The sequence below is a fragment of the Mesorhizobium sp. B2-1-3A genome (assembly GCF_006442655.1).
Classification (GTDB): Bacteria; Pseudomonadota; Alphaproteobacteria; order Rhizobiales; family Rhizobiaceae; genus Mesorhizobium.
Window position 1 is genome coordinate 398924 of the sequence record NZ_VFWK01000001.1, and the last position, 17293, is coordinate 416216.

Annotated in this window: 18 protein-coding genes; 7 read left to right on the forward strand and 11 right to left on the reverse strand. The window is 65.1% G+C overall.

The window, feature by feature from the left end:
- Positions 1-48: 48 nt before the first annotated feature.
- Positions 49-357, reverse strand: coding sequence for an antibiotic biosynthesis monooxygenase (locus tag FJ977_RS02040; protein WP_140768094.1), 309 nt, complete (start codon positions 355-357; stop codon positions 49-51).
- A gap of 110 nt (positions 358-467) precedes the next feature.
- On the opposite strand from FJ977_RS02040, the gene FJ977_RS02045 reads away from it, so the two are divergent.
- Together FJ977_RS02045 and mutL are read left to right on the forward strand one after the other, a co-directional pair.
- Complete coding sequence (locus FJ977_RS02045; RefSeq protein WP_140768096.1) at positions 468-1430, forward strand: helix-turn-helix domain-containing protein; 963 nt, start codon at positions 468-470, stop codon at positions 1428-1430.
- Between the two features lie 58 nt (positions 1431-1488).
- The gene (gene mutL, locus FJ977_RS02050) at positions 1489-3378 is read left to right on the forward strand and encodes a DNA mismatch repair endonuclease MutL (protein ID WP_140768098.1); all 1890 of its coding nucleotides are present in this window, start codon (positions 1489-1491) and stop codon (positions 3376-3378) included.
- A gap of 42 nt (positions 3379-3420) precedes the next feature.
- Here mutL and FJ977_RS02055 read toward each other — a convergent pair whose 3' ends face one another.
- Both FJ977_RS02055 and FJ977_RS02060 read right to left on the reverse strand, forming a co-directional pair.
- On the reverse strand, positions 3421-4179 hold the full coding sequence (locus tag FJ977_RS02055) for a hypothetical protein (protein WP_140768099.1): 759 nt from the start codon (positions 4177-4179) through the stop codon (positions 3421-3423).
- Positions 4180-4288: 109 nt separating this feature from the next.
- The gene (locus tag FJ977_RS02060) at positions 4289-5182 is read right to left on the reverse strand and encodes an EamA family transporter (RefSeq protein ID WP_140768101.1); all 894 of its coding nucleotides are present in this window, start codon (positions 5180-5182) and stop codon (positions 4289-4291) included.
- A gap of 90 nt (positions 5183-5272) precedes the next feature.
- Here FJ977_RS02060 and FJ977_RS02065 point away from each other — a divergent pair, with 90 nt between their 5' ends.
- Positions 5273-6199: a LysR substrate-binding domain-containing protein gene (locus FJ977_RS02065; protein ID WP_140768103.1), complete on the forward strand. Its 927-nt coding sequence runs from the start codon at positions 5273-5275 to the stop codon at positions 6197-6199.
- 34 nt (positions 6200-6233) lie between these two features.
- On the opposite strand, the gene FJ977_RS02070 is transcribed toward FJ977_RS02065, so the two are convergent.
- Positions 6234-6869, reverse strand: a complete 636-nt coding sequence (locus FJ977_RS02070; RefSeq protein ID WP_246682800.1) for a hypothetical protein — start codon at positions 6867-6869, stop codon at positions 6234-6236.
- A gap of 77 nt (positions 6870-6946) precedes the next feature.
- Here FJ977_RS02070 and FJ977_RS02075 point away from each other — a divergent pair, with 77 nt between their 5' ends.
- On the forward strand, positions 6947-7180 hold the full coding sequence (locus FJ977_RS02075) for a DUF2093 domain-containing protein (protein ID WP_140768105.1): 234 nt from the start codon (positions 6947-6949) through the stop codon (positions 7178-7180).
- 48 nt (positions 7181-7228) lie between these two features.
- Here FJ977_RS02075 and lpxK read toward each other — a convergent pair whose 3' ends face one another.
- The 7 genes from lpxK to epmA form a co-directional block, all read right to left on the reverse strand.
- Entirely contained in the window at positions 7229-8254 is a 1026-nt protein-coding gene (lpxK, locus tag FJ977_RS02080; RefSeq protein ID WP_140768107.1) for a tetraacyldisaccharide 4'-kinase, read from the reverse strand.
- A 1-nt stretch (position 8255) separates the two neighbouring features.
- Positions 8256-9572 carry a lipid IV(A) 3-deoxy-D-manno-octulosonic acid transferase gene (gene waaA, locus FJ977_RS02085; RefSeq protein ID WP_140768109.1) on the reverse strand — a complete coding sequence of 439 codons (1317 nt, stop codon included), beginning with the start codon at positions 9570-9572 and terminating at the stop codon, positions 8256-8258.
- Positions 9569-10360, reverse strand: a complete 792-nt coding sequence (locus FJ977_RS02090) for a lysophospholipid acyltransferase family protein (protein ID WP_140768111.1) — start codon at positions 10358-10360, stop codon at positions 9569-9571. Before FJ977_RS02090 ends, waaA begins: the two co-directional genes overlap by 4 nt.
- Positions 10361-10365: 5 nt before the next feature.
- Positions 10366-10611 carry a DUF4170 domain-containing protein gene (locus FJ977_RS02095; RefSeq protein WP_056562882.1) on the reverse strand — a complete coding sequence of 82 codons (246 nt, stop codon included), beginning with the start codon at positions 10609-10611 and terminating at the stop codon, positions 10366-10368.
- A gap of 76 nt (positions 10612-10687) precedes the next feature.
- Entirely contained in the window at positions 10688-11503 is an 816-nt protein-coding gene (locus FJ977_RS02100; protein WP_140768113.1) for a 3'(2'),5'-bisphosphate nucleotidase CysQ, read from the reverse strand.
- Positions 11490-12833, reverse strand: a complete 1344-nt coding sequence (locus FJ977_RS02105; protein ID WP_140768115.1) for a TldD/PmbA family protein — start codon at positions 12831-12833, stop codon at positions 11490-11492. Before FJ977_RS02105 ends, FJ977_RS02100 begins: the two co-directional genes overlap by 14 nt.
- A gap of 135 nt (positions 12834-12968) precedes the next feature.
- A complete protein-coding gene (gene epmA / locus FJ977_RS02110) occupies positions 12969-14042 on the reverse strand; it encodes an EF-P lysine aminoacylase EpmA (RefSeq protein WP_140768117.1) in 1074 nt (357 codons plus the stop codon).
- A 129-nt stretch (positions 14043-14171) separates the two neighbouring features.
- Here epmA and efp point away from each other — a divergent pair, with 129 nt between their 5' ends.
- The 3 genes from efp to FJ977_RS02125 all read left to right on the forward strand — a co-directional run bounded on the left by efp (position 14172) and on the right by FJ977_RS02125 (position 17292).
- A complete protein-coding gene (efp, locus tag FJ977_RS02115; RefSeq protein ID WP_140768118.1) occupies positions 14172-14741 on the forward strand; it encodes an elongation factor P in 570 nt (189 codons plus the stop codon).
- Between the two features lie 286 nt (positions 14742-15027).
- Complete coding sequence (locus FJ977_RS02120; protein WP_140769675.1) at positions 15028-16233, forward strand: MHYT domain-containing protein; 1206 nt, start codon at positions 15028-15030, stop codon at positions 16231-16233.
- Between the two features lie 195 nt (positions 16234-16428).
- The gene (locus FJ977_RS02125) at positions 16429-17292 is read left to right on the forward strand and encodes a xanthine dehydrogenase family protein subunit M (RefSeq protein ID WP_140768120.1); all 864 of its coding nucleotides are present in this window, start codon (positions 16429-16431) and stop codon (positions 17290-17292) included.
- The last annotated feature ends 1 nt before the right edge of the window (position 17293 follow it).

Below are 17293 nucleotides of genomic sequence, written 5' to 3' on the forward strand. Positions count from 1 at the left end.
TCAATGCAATCCGGCGTGTGGCCGGATTGCATTCGCAGGCTGGAGCGATCAGACCGAACCGTCATTCTTGAGGCCCAGCACGTCGACCTTGTCGATGGTCGGCGGGCCAGCGAACAGCGTTTCGGCATTGGCCATCAGCGCCTTTGCAATCTCGCCAGTGAGATGGGCCTGCCGCCCTGCCTCGTCATGAAAGGCATCGAACACACCGAAGACGCTTGGCGAAAGCTGCAAGGCAAACCAGATCGGTGTTCCTGCTTCCCGATTGGCCAGCTGCAGTCCGGCTTCGAGGAACTCGGCGACGTCCTTCTCCTTGCCCGGTTTGGCTTCGAAGCGTGCGAACAATGCGAGTTTGATCATTTGTCTTCTCCTCGTCGTTTGTGCGGCCGAGGCGGCCGTCGAAACAACAGTTGCAGCATCAAGTCGCAAAGCGTATTGGCAAAAATGACATCTTTGATACCATTATCGCCATGAACATTTCCGTCCTTGCGCTTGATGGCGTCTTCGACACCGGACTGGCCACGATGCTCGACGTGTTCGGCACCGCCAACGAACTGGTCGGGATGCTGGCGTCGCCGCCCGGCCGCTTCGCAACGACTATCGTCGGGGTGAGCGCCTCGGTCCGTACGGCACAGGGCCTTCAAGTGCCGGTCGTGGCGATGGGCAGCCAGCCAGATCCCGATTGGCTGGTGATCCCGGCGATCGGCCAGAAGATGCCGGGCCCGCTTGCCGACGCCCTGAAACGCAGCGATATCGCCGACGCAACCAAGGCGTTGCGCGCTGCCGCCGAAACAGGCACACGCATCGGAGCTGCCTGTATCGGCACTTTCATCCTGGCGGAAACCGGCCTGCTCGACCACAGGCCGTCAACGACGACCTGGTGGCTGGCGCCGATGTTCCGCCAACTTTATCCGCGAGTGCGGCTCGATGCCGCGCGCATGCTGATCAATGACGGGCAGTTCGCAACTGCCGGAGCCGCGCTTGGCCACATCGATCTCGCTTTGATGATCATTCGCCAGACAAGCCCGGAACTCGCTGCGCTGACGGCGAAATACCTCATCGTCGACAGCCGGCCGTTGCAATCGGCCTATGCGATCTCCGACCACCTTGCCCATTCCAACCCGCTGGTCGAACGCTTCGAACGCTGGGCGCGCGACCATCTCGCCGCCGGGTTCAATCTCGACGAAGCAGCCACGGCACTCGGCGCCAGCAAGCGCACGCTGTCGCGACGGGTCAACGATGTGCTCGGCAAGACGCCGCTATCCTATTTTCAGGATCTGCGCGTCGAGCAGGCTGTGCATTTGTTGAAAACCACATCCGACAGCGTCGACGAGATCGCCGCGAAGGTCGGCTATAGCGAGGGGGTGACGCTGCGCAATTTGCTGCGCCGACGGCTGCGCAAGGGTGTGCGCGAAATCCGTACCGCCAACTGATCCACCGCCAACGCAATTCTGCCTCTCCCGCGAAGCCCGAATCCGCCTATAGTGCCCCATGCCCATTCGTCAGCTTTCCGAAACGATGATCAACCAGATCGCCGCAGGCGAAGTCATCGAGCGTCCGGCAAGCGTGGTCAAGGAGCTGGTCGAGAACGCGCTCGATGCCGGTGCTTCGCGCGTCGAAGTCGTCACGGCAGGCGGCGGGCTGAACCTGATCCGCGTCACCGATGACGGTTCCGGCATCCCCCAGCGGGAGCTGGCGCTGGCGATTGCCCGCCACTGCACCTCCAAGCTCGCCGAGGATATCAACGACATCCGCTCGCTCGGCTTTCGCGGCGAAGCGCTGCCGTCGATCGGCTCGGTGTCGCGGCTGTCGATCCGCTCGCGCACGGCATTGAGTGACAGCGCCGCCGAAATCGGCATCGAGGGCGGCCGCGTCCTGCCCGTCAAGCCGGCGGCGGCCAATCGGGGAACCACGGTCGAGGTGCGCGACCTGTTCTTCGCCACGCCGGCGAGGCTGAAATTCATGAAAGGCGAGCGCGCCGAAAGCTCGGCGACCAGCGATGTCGTCAAGCGTATCGCCATCGCCTTTCCGGCCGTGCGGTTCACGCTGGCCGGTTCCGACCGCTCGACGCTGGAATTGCCGGCGACCGATGACAGTCCGGAAGGCAGCCTGCGCCGCGTCGCCCAGGTGATGGGGAGCGAATTTCCCGACAATTCCATTGCCATCGACGCGATGCGCGAAGGCGTGCATCTGACCGGCCATGTGTCGATCCCGTCCTTCACCCGCGCCAATGCGCTGCAGCAATATGCCTATGTCAACGGCAGGCCGGTGCGCGACAAGCTGATCGCCGGCGCCATCCGCGGCGCCTTCGCCGATGTGCTGCCGCGCGACCGCCACGCCGTAACGGTGCTGTTCCTTTCGCTCGATCCGGCCATCGTCGACGTCAATGTCCACCCGGCCAAGGCCGATGTGCGCTTCCGCGATCCGGGCCTGGTGCGCGGGCTGATCGTCGGCGCCATCCGCCAGGCCCTGGCGGACGCCGGCATCCGCTCAGCCACGACCGGAGCCGCCGGCATGATGGCGGCGTTCCGGCCGGGCGCCGCTCCCTACAATCATGGCGGCCCGGCCAACGGCCATCGCTCCTACGAAGCGGCATTCCACGCATCCGGCTCCACCGGTTTCGACCCCTCGCGCTCGCCGCAGCGGCCGCTCGACATGCAATTCGAAGGCTCTGGCTTTGAACGCGCCGGCGCAAGGCATGGCGGCTTTGGGGAACCCGGCCAGGCCACGTTCGATACCGGCCCGCTTGCCAGCGCCGATGCGCGCGCCGGGCAGAGCGAGGCGGCGGAGACGCTGCTTGGCACGGCGCTGGGTGCCGCACGCGCCCAGGTGCACGAGAACTACATCGTTGCCCAGACCAGGGATTCGCTCGTCATCGTCGACCAGCACGCGGCGCATGAGCGGCTGGTTTACGAAGCGCTGAAGAACGCCCTGCATTCGCGCCCCGTGCCTTCGCAGATGCTGCTCCTGCCGGAAATCATCGATCTGCCGGAAGAAGATGCCGAGCGGCTGGCCATGCATTCTGAAACATTGGCCCGCTTCGGCCTGGGCATTGAGCGTTTCGGCCCGGGCGCCGTTGCCGTGCGCGAGACGCCATCGATGCTTGGCGAGACCAATGTCCCGCAATTGGTGCGTGATCTCGCCGACGAGATCGCCGACAACGACACGGTCGAAACGCTAAAAGAACGGCTGGACAAGATCGCCGCCACCATGGCCTGCCACGGCTCGGTGCGTTCCGGCCGGCTGCTCAAGGCCGACGAGATGAACGCGCTGCTGCGCCAGATGGAGGCGACGCCGGGTTCGGGCACGTGCAACCATGGCCGCCCGACCTATATCGAGCTCAAGCTGGCGGATATCGAGCGGTTGTTCGGGCGGCGGTAGGTGTGCCCTCCGACCGCCAACACCAAGGCCCGATGCCCCGCGTCATTTCTTTTTCTGATATTTCTTGGTCGCGCGATTGAAGACGTAGTCCGTCGTGTAGCCCGCGCCGCCACCGCGAAAATTCACTGAAACGACGTCCTTGCCGTGCTCCACCGACTTCTGGACGTTCATGTAGATGGGCGTCATCAGCATGCCCGCATTGCAATCATCGTCATCGAAGCGGATTTGCTGGACGACCTTGCCGGTGCTCTTTTTGATCACCTGCATTTTCGTCATGCAAATGCTGGCGCTGGTGTTCGCATAAACGCCGGCAAACCTGTCGGCGGCGGTCTCGGCCCAGAAGGGAATCTCCACGGTGCCGACGATCTTTGCGTCGCCGGTGTCATCAAGGCTCGCGACCTTCTTGAGAATGACGGGCAACCTGTCGGCGCCCTTGCTCAAGCTTCCCGTCGCGCCGTCCGCGTTAACATCAAGGACGATCGGGCATCCGGCGGTGTCGACTGGCGTCTTTGACCCCATCACCATGACCCGATAGAATTCCTTGTCATCCGCGATCTCGCAAAGCGAGATTTTGGTGCCGTTGACGGTGCCATACAGTGCGGTCGGCCTCTGTTCTGTGTCGCGGAAGTAAGTTCCCTCGACGGTAATGCCGCTGCCAAAACTGTCATATCTCTGCAGCGACAAATGAACCGGATCAGGCCCAATGGTTCCTTCGTAGTTTTCGACCTGATACCAGCCTGCGACGGCTTCCCCGGTCAGTAACAAAACGCAAAAGAGCGCCGATACGAGCAGTTTTCCCATTCCGTCCCCCAGTGAAAGCAGCTCACCATAACGGCCCTTCCTCTGGGTGTCTGCACGCCGGTGGATACGGTTTCCGGTTTGAGTCCGCAAACGCCTCCAACCTTCTGTTTTACCTCTTTAAATTCACCACGATGACGCCGCCGAGCGCCAGCACGCCGCCGAGGATACCGAGCAGCGTCGGCACTTCGCCCAACCAGAAGAAACCGATCAGGGCGGACATGGGCGAGACCAGGTAGAGAAAGTTCGATGCACGCGCCGCCGGCAGGCGCGACAGGGCCGTCGCCCAGGCCGCATAGGCGATCAGGCTCGGCACGATGCCGAGATAGATGACGGCGCCGAGGCCGGCTGTGTTGGCGACAGCCGCCTGCTGGAAAGCGGCGGGCAGGAAAGGTGCCAGGCAGAGCGCGCCGAGCGCCATGTTTGACGCAGCGATGGTCAGCGGATGGTGGCGGGCAAACAGCGGCTTCTGGACGATGGTGTTGACCGCCGAGCAGAGCGCGGAGCCGAGCACCAGCAGTGCGCCGGCATTGAAGTGCAAGCCATGGCCGTCGGCCACGGCGATGATGCCGATGCCGGCGAAGGAGATGGCCGTGCCAAGCCAGGCCAGACGCGAGAAACGCTCGCCGAGAAGCGCCATCGCCATGATGGCGGTGAAGATCGGGCTGACATTGATGATGAAGCCGGCGGCTCCCGCCGAAACGGTCAGTTCGCCGAAATTGAGCATGGCCGTATAGAGCGCGACGAAAATGGCGCCGCCAAAGGCGAAGCGCCACAATTCGCCGACCCTGGGCAGCGCCGGGCGTTTGACCGCAAGAAAGATCGCCGCCGGCACCGCGGCGATGGCAAAGCGCAGGGAGCCAAGCTCCAGCGGCTGGAAGGCGGCAAGGCCGGCACGGATCGCCGGAAAGGCCGACGCCCAGCCGACAACCGTCAACGCCACGGCGACGGCGGCCGTGGTGTCCATCCGCTGTGTCTGATTCAACGTGCCCGTCATTGCGCTCATCTCACTGTCCTCGTGTTCCCCGTCCTGAAAGCCACAAAACGCCCTTTCCCGCTTGTTGACAAACGACCAAATCGAGGATCACCTGTGACTATGGATCACAGCTCAGACACAATGGTGCCGCTCGAAACCCTGCGTGCGTTCGATGCGGCGGCGCGGACAGGCAGTTTTTCGGCGGCGGCCGAAAAGCTCAACATCACCCATGGCGCGGTCAGCCGGCAGATCGCCAAGCTCGAGGACTGGCTGGGGCTGAAGGTGTTCGATCGCGGTGCGCGCGGGGTGACGCTGACGATCGAAGGCAACCGGCTGCATCTGCGCACGTCCGAAGCTTTCGCGCTGATATCGACCCATTCCGACCGCTGGGTCGAGCCGCGCGGCACGGCGGTGGTGCGGCTGACCTCGATCCCCTCGGTGAGCGGACTGTGGCTGATGCCACGCATGGCGGCCCTGGAGAACAATCCGACCAAGCTGCGCATCGTGCTCGATGTCGACATCCGCCAGGCCGACCTTGCCGATGAAGGCATCGATCTGTCGATCCGTTGCGGCCGCGGCGGCATTCCGGGCCGCGTCTCGGTGCAGCTTTTCGAGGAGCATGTCTTCCCTGTCGCCTCGCCGGAGCTTGCACGCGAGATCGGCCGCGGCGACCCGGCCCGGCTGCTCAAATTCCCTCTGATCAACGATTCCGACGCCTCAGGCTGGCGCGCTTGGTTCGCGGCACAAGGCATGGACTACCGTCCGCGTCCGCAGGACCGGCGTTTCGAGGACTATAATCTGGTGCTGGACGCCGCCGCCTACGGGCTCGGCATCGCATTGGCACGTCCGCCGCTGACCGGGCATCAGCTGAAATCGGGCCGCATCACCGCGGTCGAAGAGCGCACGGCGCTCAATCCGGTGTCCTACTGGCTCGACCGGCCAATGGGACGGCCACGCACGGCCGCGGCCGATCTTGCCCGCCGCATCGCGCAGCAGGCCGGATTGGCGCCCGAGAAGATCGAAGCGTTTATCGAGGCGGATCGATAGGCCTAGGCTGGCCGGCCCGTCAACCGGTTCACACTCAGCGAAGCAGCAACAGAACGAACCCGAAAATCACGGTTGCCAATAGACCGGTCATGATCGAAACAAAACCGATCCTCACCAGCATGCGCTCGGGGTTCGGCGCCGCACCACGGGATTGATTGCCAGGCCTTCGGTGTCCCGCCGGTGTACCCAGGGCGGCTGCGTTTTTCGGGACCGGAACCTGCGGTGGGATAAACGACAGCAAGGACACTCCCGCAGCCCTGGCGGGAGCGTTGTCATTGGCCGTTGCCGTGGGTGGCAAGGCACCTCGCTGCGTTTCGGTTTGCGGCGCCGCTTTCCTGGCCACGACGGTTGCCAACGCCGCCTCGTCCCTCGTCTCGATCTGGGCCTGATAGGCCTCGACGATACCGGCTGACGCAATCTGCTGCGATTTGACGGCCATTGGCGCCGCGGGCATTGCCGACAGGGCCGGCGCCGTACGTTCCGCGAACAGGGAAGGCGCCGGGGGCTGGACCAGTTCCCTGACCAGGGCCGTCCTGACCGGATCTGCCTTTGCCAACGGCACGGGTTGCGGCGTCATCGCCTCCTTGAGCAAGGAAGCCAGGCGGGCGGAAGAAATATCCATCATGCCCCCGATAAAAGCGCTTTTCAGCCTCTCGTAGCGCCTCAGCATTGTCCGAGGCTTGTCGCGAGCTTGACCTGGCCGGAGATTTGTGGCGATGAAATCTCCATGAACCTCGGCACCACCGCATGATGAACCGTTTCGAAGGCCCGGGCGGCAAGGAAGCCCGCATCCGCTACCTCGATGGCGATTTCCAGGTCACCAGCCCCGGCTCGTTCGTGCGCTGCGCCGTGACCGGGGAAAACATCCCATTGGATGAACTGAAATACTGGAGCGTCGCCAGGCAGGAGCCCTACGTCAGCGCCGCCGCCTCGCTGCGCCGCGAAATCGAAGCGCATCCGGAGCTACGCAGCCGGCGTTGAGTAGGTGGAAGCACCTCTGAGTTCGTTATGGGCGACGCCAATCGCGCCTTACCCTCTCAGCTTTCGCTGCCGCCAGGCATCGAGCGTTTCCTCGATGATGCGTTCAGGCACGTGGTCAAGCTCGAAAACCGTGTCGATCTCCAGCACGTCGAGACCGTCGAGAAAGCCCTGCGGGGCGCCGTGACGCAACCGGGCGGCGTCCTTGGCGGTGGTGATGAGGCCGAGGCCTTCGGTGCGTGCCGTCGCCGCCAGTTCGGCAAGCTCGTCCTCGGCATAGAAATGATGGTCCGGAAAGGGCTTTGAAAGAACCACCTCGCCGCCGGCCTCGCGTACCGTGTCGAAGAATTTGTCGGGATGGCCGATGCCGGCGAAGGCGAGGAAGCGCTTGCCGGCAAGCCCTGTCTTGCTGCTGGGCTGCGTATGGGCCTCGAAGATCGGCCGGCCGGCGCGCGCCGCCTGGCGCACCACGGCGTCGGCGGCGGTGCCCTCGCCCATCTTCAACAGCCCGCTGGTGAAGACCAGCTGGTCGACGATTTTGGCCCGAAGCGGGCCGCCAGGAATGACGCGGCCATTGCCGATGCCGTAGCGGGCATCGACGACGACCAGCGCGTAGTCGATATGGATGCGCGCACTCTGAAAGCCGTCGTCCATGATCAGGAAATCGCAGCCGTGCCTTTCCAGCAGCAGCCGGGCGCCGGCGGCGCGGTTCGGCGTCACGGCCACCGGCGCGTGTTCGGCCAATAGCAGCGGCTCGTCGCCAACATGCCTGGCGCTGTCATGACTGATATCGACGACATGCGGTTCGGCGAAGGAGCCGCCATGGCCGCGGGACAGGAAACCGGGCTTCAGCCGCATGCGCCTGGCCTGTTCGGCGAGCGCGATGGCGACCGGCGTCTTGCCGGTGCCGCCGACGGTGAAATTGCCGACACACAGAACCGGCGCCTCGATCTTCTCGCGCCGGGCCCGCCGCATGCCGCGGCCGGCGACGAGCGCATAGACGGCCGACAGCGGCGACAGCGCCAGGACTTTCCAGTCCGGCTCTTCCCACCAGAATGGTGGTGCTTCGGAGGCCACCTTAACGCCCGTTCGCGCCCTTCAGGCGCGACTTGACGACCAGCGGCTGGATATAGGGTTCAAGCGATTTCAGCGTGCGCGCCAGAGCGCCGCGCATCTCATCGACGGTCGCCACCCCTGCCGCCATCATCTCATGGCGCGCCACTTCGTTGGTCAGAAGGAAGTTGACGGCGCCGGCCAGCATGTCGCGATCGCGCACCAGCTTGGCGCCGCCGCTGTCGATCAGGCGCTGATAGGCTTCGCGAAAATTCTGTACATTGCGGCCGGCAAGGACCGCGGTGTCGAGCATGGCCGGTTCGAGCGGATTCTGGCCGCCCTCGGAGGTCAGCGAACGGCCGACGAAAGCGATCTCGGTCAACCGGAGATAGAGCCCCATCTCGCCGATCGTATCGCCGAGCAGGATATCGGTGTCGGGCCCGATACGATCGCCCTTGCTGCGCCGCGCGACCTTCAGCCCCATGCCCGAAATCTGCGCGGCAAGGGCCTCGGCACGATCGGGATGGCGCGGCACGACGATGGTCAGCAGGCCGTGGTGGCGCTTGTGCAGCGTGGCGTGGACCTCCGCCGCGACCACTTCCTCGCCATCATGTGTCGAGATCGCCGCCCAAGTCGGACGGCCGCCGATCTGCCGCTGCAAGGTGGCCAACGCGCGTTGGTCAACCGGAGGCGGATTGGTGTCGACCTTGAGGTTGCCCGACACCGTGACCGGCCGGGCACCAAGCGCGCGGAAACGCTCGCCGTCGACATCCGACTGGGCAACGACATGGGCAAGGTTCTCAAACAGCGCCTCGGCGATGTTTGCGCGCTTTTTCCAGGAGCTGAACGAGCGGTCGGAAAGCCTGCCATTGACCAGAACCTGCGGCACATGGCGCGCGCCAAGCTCGAGGATGGTCATCGGCCAGATTTCCGATTCGGCGATGATCGCCAGGTCCGGCCGCCAGTGATCGAGGAAGCGGCTGACCGCCGGCTTCAGGTCGAGCGGCACATATTGGTGGATGATGCGGTCGCCGAGCCGCTCGTCGGCTACCTGGGCCGATGTCACGGTGCCGGTCGTCAGCACGATGTTGACCCCATAGTCGAGAATGCTCTCGACGAGGGGCACGACGGCTATGGTTTCGCCGACGCTCGCGGCATGGATCCAGATAACAGGCCCTTCGGGGCGAGGACGACCGGCGACGCCGTAGCGCTCGCGGCGGCGGTTGCGGTCTTCCTTGCCGCGCGAGGTGCGCCAGGCGACATACGGTCCGACCAGCGGATAGGCCGCGGCACCTGCGAAACGGTATGCCCCCAGCATGGCGCGCGCCCAGCGGCCACTCATCGCCGGCCATCCACGAGACGGTAGGCCTCGGCGGTGGCGGCGTTGAGCGCGGTCGTGACTTCCTGGCGCTTGCGCTCCATTTCGGCGTCATCGGCGTCCGCCGCCACAAAGATCGGCTCGCCGATGGTCACCGCGGAACGGCCGAACGGCAGGTTGATGGTGGTCTTGTCCCAGCTTCTTTCCAGCACCTTGCGGCGGCTGGTGGCAATGGCGACAGGCAGGAGTGGCCTGCCCGAGAGACGCGCCAGGAGAACGATGCCGAGCCCTGCGTCGCGGGGCGTGCCGTGGGGAATGTCTGCAATCATGGCGACGTTCTTGCCAGCCGTGAGCGACTTTTTGAGGGCGATCAGGGCCTTGGCCCCGCCCTTGTCGAGATGCCTTGCATTGTCACGCCCGCCCGAACCGCGCACCGCCTCGATGCCGAATTTCTCCAGCATCAGCGCGTTGAGCTCCGCATCGGCGCTGCGCGACACCATGGCGACCAGCGGCTTGCGCTTCGGATAATAGGCCGGCGTCAAAAGATGCTGGCCGTGCCACAAAGCGATGATGCCGGGCTCGAATTCAGCGTAGGCGCCGCCCGAAAAGCGCGCCGATCCGGCGACCAGCGGGCTGGTCAGGCGAACCAGGCGCACGAACTGGGCGAGCAGGCTGGCAATGGCGTTCTTGACGAATCGCGATTGCGCGAGCGGTTCGCGTATCTTGCGCCAGAAGGTCTTGGTCGTGCGGCTGCCGCCCCTGCCCTTGGGCGCGGCGTCGCTGGCTGGCCCTTTCGCCAGGTCCTGCTCCATCGAAGTCAACCGGCGTCCTTGCTGTCGGGATCCAGCAGGCGGTGCAGATGAACGACGAAATAACGCATATGGGCATTGTCCACGCTGGCTTGCGCCTTGGCTTTCCACGCTGTGTGCGCGGATTGATAGTCTGGATAGATGCCGACAATGTCGAGCCCATCGAGATCGCGGAACTCGGTACCCCCAAGTTTCTTCAGTTCGCCGCCGAACACCAGATGCAAAAGCTGTTTCTTACCGTCTTCCGCGGTCATGTCGGTCCTTCACATATTGTGAGTTTGTGACAGGTCTAGACCAAAGCCGCCGACTTTGGAACCTTCGAAAATGCTTTCACGCATCCAGCCCGGCGATGACATCGACGAGCACCGCCAGCAATTCACCGCTGCCGGCGGCGAGCGCGCTGTGGCGGGTCACCTCGCCGGCATAGAGCGGCGCGCGGCCATTCGGGTCAAGCAAGCGGCCGCCGGCCTCGCGCAGGATGAGATCGGCGGCGGCAATGTCCCAGTCATGCGCGTTCGGCTTGACGAAGGTGGCGTCGAGCGTGCCGTTGGCGATCATCGCCAGGCGATAGGCAAGCGATGGGCTGTAGGGCGCCCGTGTCAGCCGCTTCTGCCAGCCGGCCGGCACCAGGTCGATCAACTGCTTCAACCCTGATATCTCAGCCTTGTCGCCAAGCGCGCGCACGGCGATGCGCTTGCCGTTGCGGAACGCGCCCTGGCCGGGCAGCGCCCAGTAGGTCTCGTCCATTGCCGGGCATTCGAGCACGCCGGCGAGCGTGCGGCCCTGCTCGACGACGGCGACGCTGACGCACCAGGTGCGCTGGCCCTCCAGGAAGCCGCGCGTGCCGTCGATCGGATCGACGACGAAGGTGCGGCGCGCCGAAAGCCGTGCCGGATCGTCAACCGTCTCTTCCGACAGCCAGCCATAATCCGGCCGCGCCGCCAGCAGGGTGCGGCGCAGATAGGCATCGGCCGCATGATCGGCTTCGCTGACCGGCGAGGTGCCGCCCTTCATCCAGACTTGCGGGCTGTTGCCGAAATAGCGCATGGCGATGAGGCCCGCTTCGCGGGCGGCATCCTGCAGCAGCGGCAGATCCCCAGCGGCGTCAGAAGGGGCACCGGCGGTGGTCAGCTCAGGCTCCGGCAAGGGTCATGCCTTCGATCAGGAGCGTCGGCGCCGCGGTGCCGAAATTGCGGTCGAGGTCGCTTGCCGGCACCATGTTGAGGAACATCGTCTTCAGGTTGGAGGCGATGGTGACTTCGGCGACCGGATAGGCCAGTTCGCCATTCTCGATCCAGAAACCGGAAGCGCCTCGGCTGTATTCGCCGGTGATCATGTCGACACCCTGGCCAAACACTTCGGTGACATAGAAACCGGTCTTGAGCGACTTGATCAGATCCTCGGGTGAGCGCTCGCCCGGCTCGATGGCGAGATTGGTTGAGGACGGCGAAACGGAGGAGCCGCTGCGCGATCCGCGCCCGTTGGTGATCAGTCCCAGTTCGCGCGCCGCCGAAGTCGACAGGAACCAGTGGTTGAGCACGCCCTTCTCGATCATGAGAAGCTTTTCGCCCTCGACGCCTTCGCCGTCGAAGGGACGCGAGGCCTGGCCACGCGGCCTGAGCGGCTCGTCGGTGACCGTGATCGCGGATGCGGCAACCTGCTTGCCCATCATATCACGCAGGAACGAGGTCTTGCGCGCGACGGAGGCGCCATTGATGGCACCGGCAATATGGCCGGCGATGCCGCGCGCCACGCGCGGATCGAACACCACGTCGACCGGCCCGGTCGCCGCCTTGCGCGCGCCAAGGCGGCGCACGGCGCGCTCGCCGGCCTTGCGGCCGATATCCGCCGGCGCGTCGAGATCGGCAAAATGCTGGCGCGAGGAGAATTCATAGTCGCGCTCCATGCCGGTGCCTTCGCCGGCGATGACGCTGGCCGAGCGCGAGAAACGCGAGCCGACATAGTGGCCAAGGAACCCGTGCGAGGTGGCCAGCACCAGGCCGCCAAGACCCGCGCCGGCGCTGGCGCCGGCCGAATTGGTCACGCCCTTGACGGCAAGCGCTGCCTCTTCCGCCGCAAGGGCCGCTTCCTTCAACTGGTCGGCGGACACTTCGGTGGCATCGAACAGGTCGAGATCGCGCGTTTGCCTTGCCAGCAGCGCCGGATCGGCCAGCCCCTGATAGGGGTCCTCGGGCGAGACCTTCGCCATGGCCACAGCGCGCTCGGCAAGCGCTGCCGGGTCGGACGCAGCGGTGGCCGAGACACTCGCCACTCGCTGACCGACGAAGACGCGCAACGAAACGTCCTCGGCCTCAGACGATTCGGTGGCCTCGACCTTGCCGAGCCGCACCGACACGCCGGTGGATCGGCCGCGCACGGCCACAGCGTCGGCTGCATCGGCGCCTGCCTTCTTGGCGGCCTCGACTAGCGCCGCGACGCGGTCGGTCAGTTTTGCTGCATCTGATGTATCGGCCATGCCCAGGATCCTGCTGCTACGGCCAGCCCATGGCCGCCGCACACCATCTATTGTTCCAATCAGGCTTGTGCAATGGCGAAGGCCGGAATCAGTGGATCGATTGCAGGTGTCGGCGCCGGCTTCCTGGCGGGCAGATCAAGGGCGAAGCCGGTGGCTGACCGGTTCACGGCTCGCCACGGGCGTCCAGATCACATCCTCGATCTTCCGGGCACCGGTCGCCAGCATCGCCAGCCGGTCGAAACCGAGCGCGATGCCGCTGGCCTGCGGCATGATGGCAAGGGCGGCGAGAAAATCCTCGTCCAGCGGGTAACGTTCGCCATAGATGCGCTCCTTCTCGTCCATCTCGAGGATGAAGCGCCGACGCTGCTCTTCGGCATCGGTCAGTTCGCCAAAGCCATTGGCGAGCTCGACGCCGCAACAATAGAGCTCGAAGCGCTCGGCGACGCGGGCGTCGCGCGGGCTTGGCCGCGCCAGCGCCGCCTCGGCGACTGGATACTCGCACAGGATGGTGGCGGAGCCGATGCCCAGGTTGGGCTCGATCTTTTCCACCATCACCCGACTGAACAGGTCGGCCCAGCTGTCGTCAGGCGCGGTTCGCAGGCCGGCCTTGATCAAGGCGGCGTGAAGTGCTTGCCGCTCCGTGCCGCCATCGGCGGCGACGGTGGCCAGCAAATCGATGCCGGCATGGCGGGTGAAGGCATCCGCCACCGTCAGCCGTTCGGGCTCGGCGAACGGATCGCAGTCACGGCCCCGGAAGGAAAAGCGCGTCGCCCCTGCCCTCGTCGCGGCCAGTGCCAGCAGATCGGCGCAATCGCGCATCAGGCTCTCATAGGTCTCGCCCACACGGTACCATTCGAGCATGGTGAATTCGGGATGGTGCAAGGGGCCGCGTTCGCGATTGCGGTAGACTGGACCCAGGCTGAAAATCCTGACCTCACCGGCGGCGAGCAGCTTCTTGCAGGCGAATTCCGGCGAGGTGTGGAGATAGAGCGGCGAGCGCGCGCCATCCGGGCCGACCGCTTCCGTGGCGAAAGCCGCCAGATGCGCCTCGTTGCCGGGCGATACCTGCAGGGCCGATGTTTCCACCTCGATGAAATCGTTGCGAGCAAACCAGTCGCGCAGGGCAGCCGTCAGGCCATTGCGCAGCAGCAGGCGCGGGCGGCGGTCCGCGTGAACATCAGGCGTCCACCAGGGTGAAGCGGCGGTCATGAGCGGACTGAAGGCGCGCTGGTGCGGGCCATGTCAGTTTGCAGCGGGGGCTGGCGGTTCGCGCCAAGATGCGCTACCAGCGCCGCACAAGCCGGCAAACGCCCGTCAACTCTCGCAGGATTTAAAACCGTGGTGAAAGTCATCGCCAGTTCGCTCCGCAAAGGCAATGTCGTCGACAAGGACGGCAAGCTTTATGTGATCCTCTTTGCCGAAAACATCCACCCAGGCAAGGGCACGCCCGTGACGCAGCTCGACATGCGCCGCATCGGCGACGGGGTGAAGGTTTCGGAGCGCTACCGCACCACCGAACAGGTGGAGCGCGCCTATGTCGAGGAGCGCGAGCACACCTTCCTCTATGCCGACGGCGAAGGCTATCACTTCATGAACCCGGAGACCTACGACCAGGTGGCGGTGACGGAAGCCGTGGTCGGCGACGCCGCCCCCTATCTGCAGGAAGGCATGCCGGTACAGGTCTCGCAGTTCAACGGCATCGCGATCGCCCTGGTGCTGCCGCAGCGCGCCACCTTCGAAGTGGTCGAGACGGAGCCGACGACCAAGGGCCAGACGGCGTCGTCCTCCTACAAGCCCGCCGTGCTCTCCAACGGCGTTCGCACCACCGTGCCGCCGCACATCGCGCCTGGCACCCGCGTGGTGGTGATGACAGCCGATGGGGCTTATGTGGAGCGCGCGAAGGACTAGAGCGTTTCACGGAAACGGCGAAACGCTCTATCTCATTGTTTTGACGCATTTTCCCAAGGGAAAGCGCTCACACTTTTCCTGGAATTGCTCTAGGCCCGCCGTCAGAGCACGTCTTGTGATGGCTTGGCGCCCTATGACGCAAGGTTTGGCAATTCGTTGCGCTCACTGACGCCGCGACTGCTGTAATCCGGCCGACAGCCGGATTGCAAATAGGGCCTTCGGATGTAAACTATCATTCGGGAGAAGGTGCGCGGACAGGTGGATGTCTCGCGGGCCCAGTACCGAGATGTTCGTAGGGCATAACCCCTACCTGGTCGCGCTCTCGGTGGTGATCGCGATCCTGGGAGGATACACAGGTTTCGGGCTCGCAGCCCGCGTGCGCGGTACCGCCGGTGCCGGGCGTAGGCTTTTGCTCGCCGGCGCCGCCTTTTTCCTGGCGGTCGGTATCTGGACCATGCACTTCGTCGGCGTGCTGGCGGCACCGCTCCCGAGCGACGCCGTCTATCTCGTCCTGCCGACCATCGTCTCCTTCCTGATCTGCGCCCTGGTCGTCGGCGTGTCGCTGTTCTTCGTCTCGGTGGGCGAGCCCTCGGACGGCCGTGTCATGGCGTCGGCGCTGTTGCTCGGGGCCGGTATCGTGTCGATGCATTATGTCGGCATCCACGGGCTGGCCGGCGCCTTCCGCGTCGAGCACGAGCGCGCCATGGTGCTGATGGCGGTCCTGATCGCTGTCGGCACGGCGTATGGCGGCCTGCGTGTGTTCCTGGCGCGTCATGTCGGCAGGCGCCTGGCGCTCAGCGCGGCGGCTTTCGGGGTTGCGGTTTCCGGCATGCATTACACCGCCATGTACGGCATGCGCTTCGTGCCGGCGCCGGCTCTGGACCACGGCTCGGACGGCCTCATCGCCTCGCCGCAGGTCCTGTCCCTGATCGTCTCGCTTCTGTGCTTCCTGATCGTGGCCGGCTTTCTGCTGTTCCTCGTCCCCGAGCCGCGCCCTCGCGTTTCGGTCGCGTCCGGCGCGGCCGATGGGCAGGATTTCGATGCCGAGGAAAGCACGAGGCCCGATGGAAGCGGTTTCGACCTGACGGGCCTGCAGGCGCAACGGCATTTGCCGCTGCGAGGACTGGGACAACCGCGCATCGCCGCCGCGACGCGACTGCCCGTCGAGGGCAGCGACGGCACGCATTTCATCGATGTGGGAGAGATCCGCAGCGTCAAGGCGGACGCCCACTACACGCTTGTCCATGACGGCAATCGCGAACGCATGTGTCCATGGGCGATCTCCCAGGCCGAAACGCAGCTCGATCCAGCCACCTTTATCCGCGTCCACCGCAGTCATATCGTCTCAATCCCCCACGTCACGATGATCCGCAAGGAGGGAGACGGCGCCGTGGTGGAACTCGACGGCGTCGTACCGCATCTTGTGCCGGTGAGCCGTGCCAAGATCGCCGAACTCAGGGCGCGGCTGGGCCTGATCCGACGCGCCACCTGACCACCTCCCCGGCATAGGTCACGATGACTGACGCAATTCGTGCGGAATTTACCGCATTTCGTGCCTTTCCGCGCTCTTCGTGACGCCTGGACCCCGCATGTCTTGCGCATGCCGGACAGCGGGGACAGCCTCCCCACCATGTTATTCGTGACCGGAACCGCATCCGAGTTCCGGCTCGAGGGAGGATAGACCGACATGATTCCAGGACCTTTCAGCTATCACCGCCCGGCGAGCGTCGCCGATGCGATCAAGCTGCTCGCCGACCTTGGCGAGGAGGCGCGGCCGCTGGCGGGCGGCCACAGCCTGATCCCGATGATGAAACTCAGGCTCGCGACGCCCGACCATCTGATCGACCTCCACGGTATAGATGGCCTCAAGGGCATCAGACGCGATGGCGACCGCATCGTCATCGGCGCCATGACCACCCAGCACGACCTGCTTGCCTCGGACGTGATCGCATCCTCCTTGCCGGTCCTGCACGAGACGGCACTGCTGATCGCCGACCCGCAGGTGCGCTATCGCGGCACCATCGGCGGCAATGTCGCCAATGGCGATCCCGGCAACGACATGCCGGCGCTGATGATGGCGCTCGGCGCCGACTACCTATTGGAAGGTCCCGACGGCATCCGCACTGTGGCCGCGCGGGAGTTCTACCAGGGCGCCTATTTCACCGCGCTCGAACCCGGCGAGATACTGACCTCGGTGTCGGTCCCGGTACCGCCGGTCGGCCATGGCTACGCCTACGAGAAGCTGAAACGCAAGATCGGCGACTATGCGACCGCCGCTGCCGCCGTGATGCTGACGATGAGCGGCGGCAAGGTCGCGACCTGCGTGATCGGGCTCACAAACCTGTCGGAGACCCCGCTGCTGGCCGAGGACGCCGCACAAGCGGTCATCGGCACCAGCCTCGACGACGCTGCCTTGAAGAGATCGGCCGAGGCGGCGGAGGCGGTGATGGAGCCTGCCGGCGACGGCAGGGGGCCGGCCGAATACAGGAAACATGTCGGCGGCATCATGGTCCAGCGGGCGTTGAAACGCGCCGCGGCCAAGGCGGCCTGAG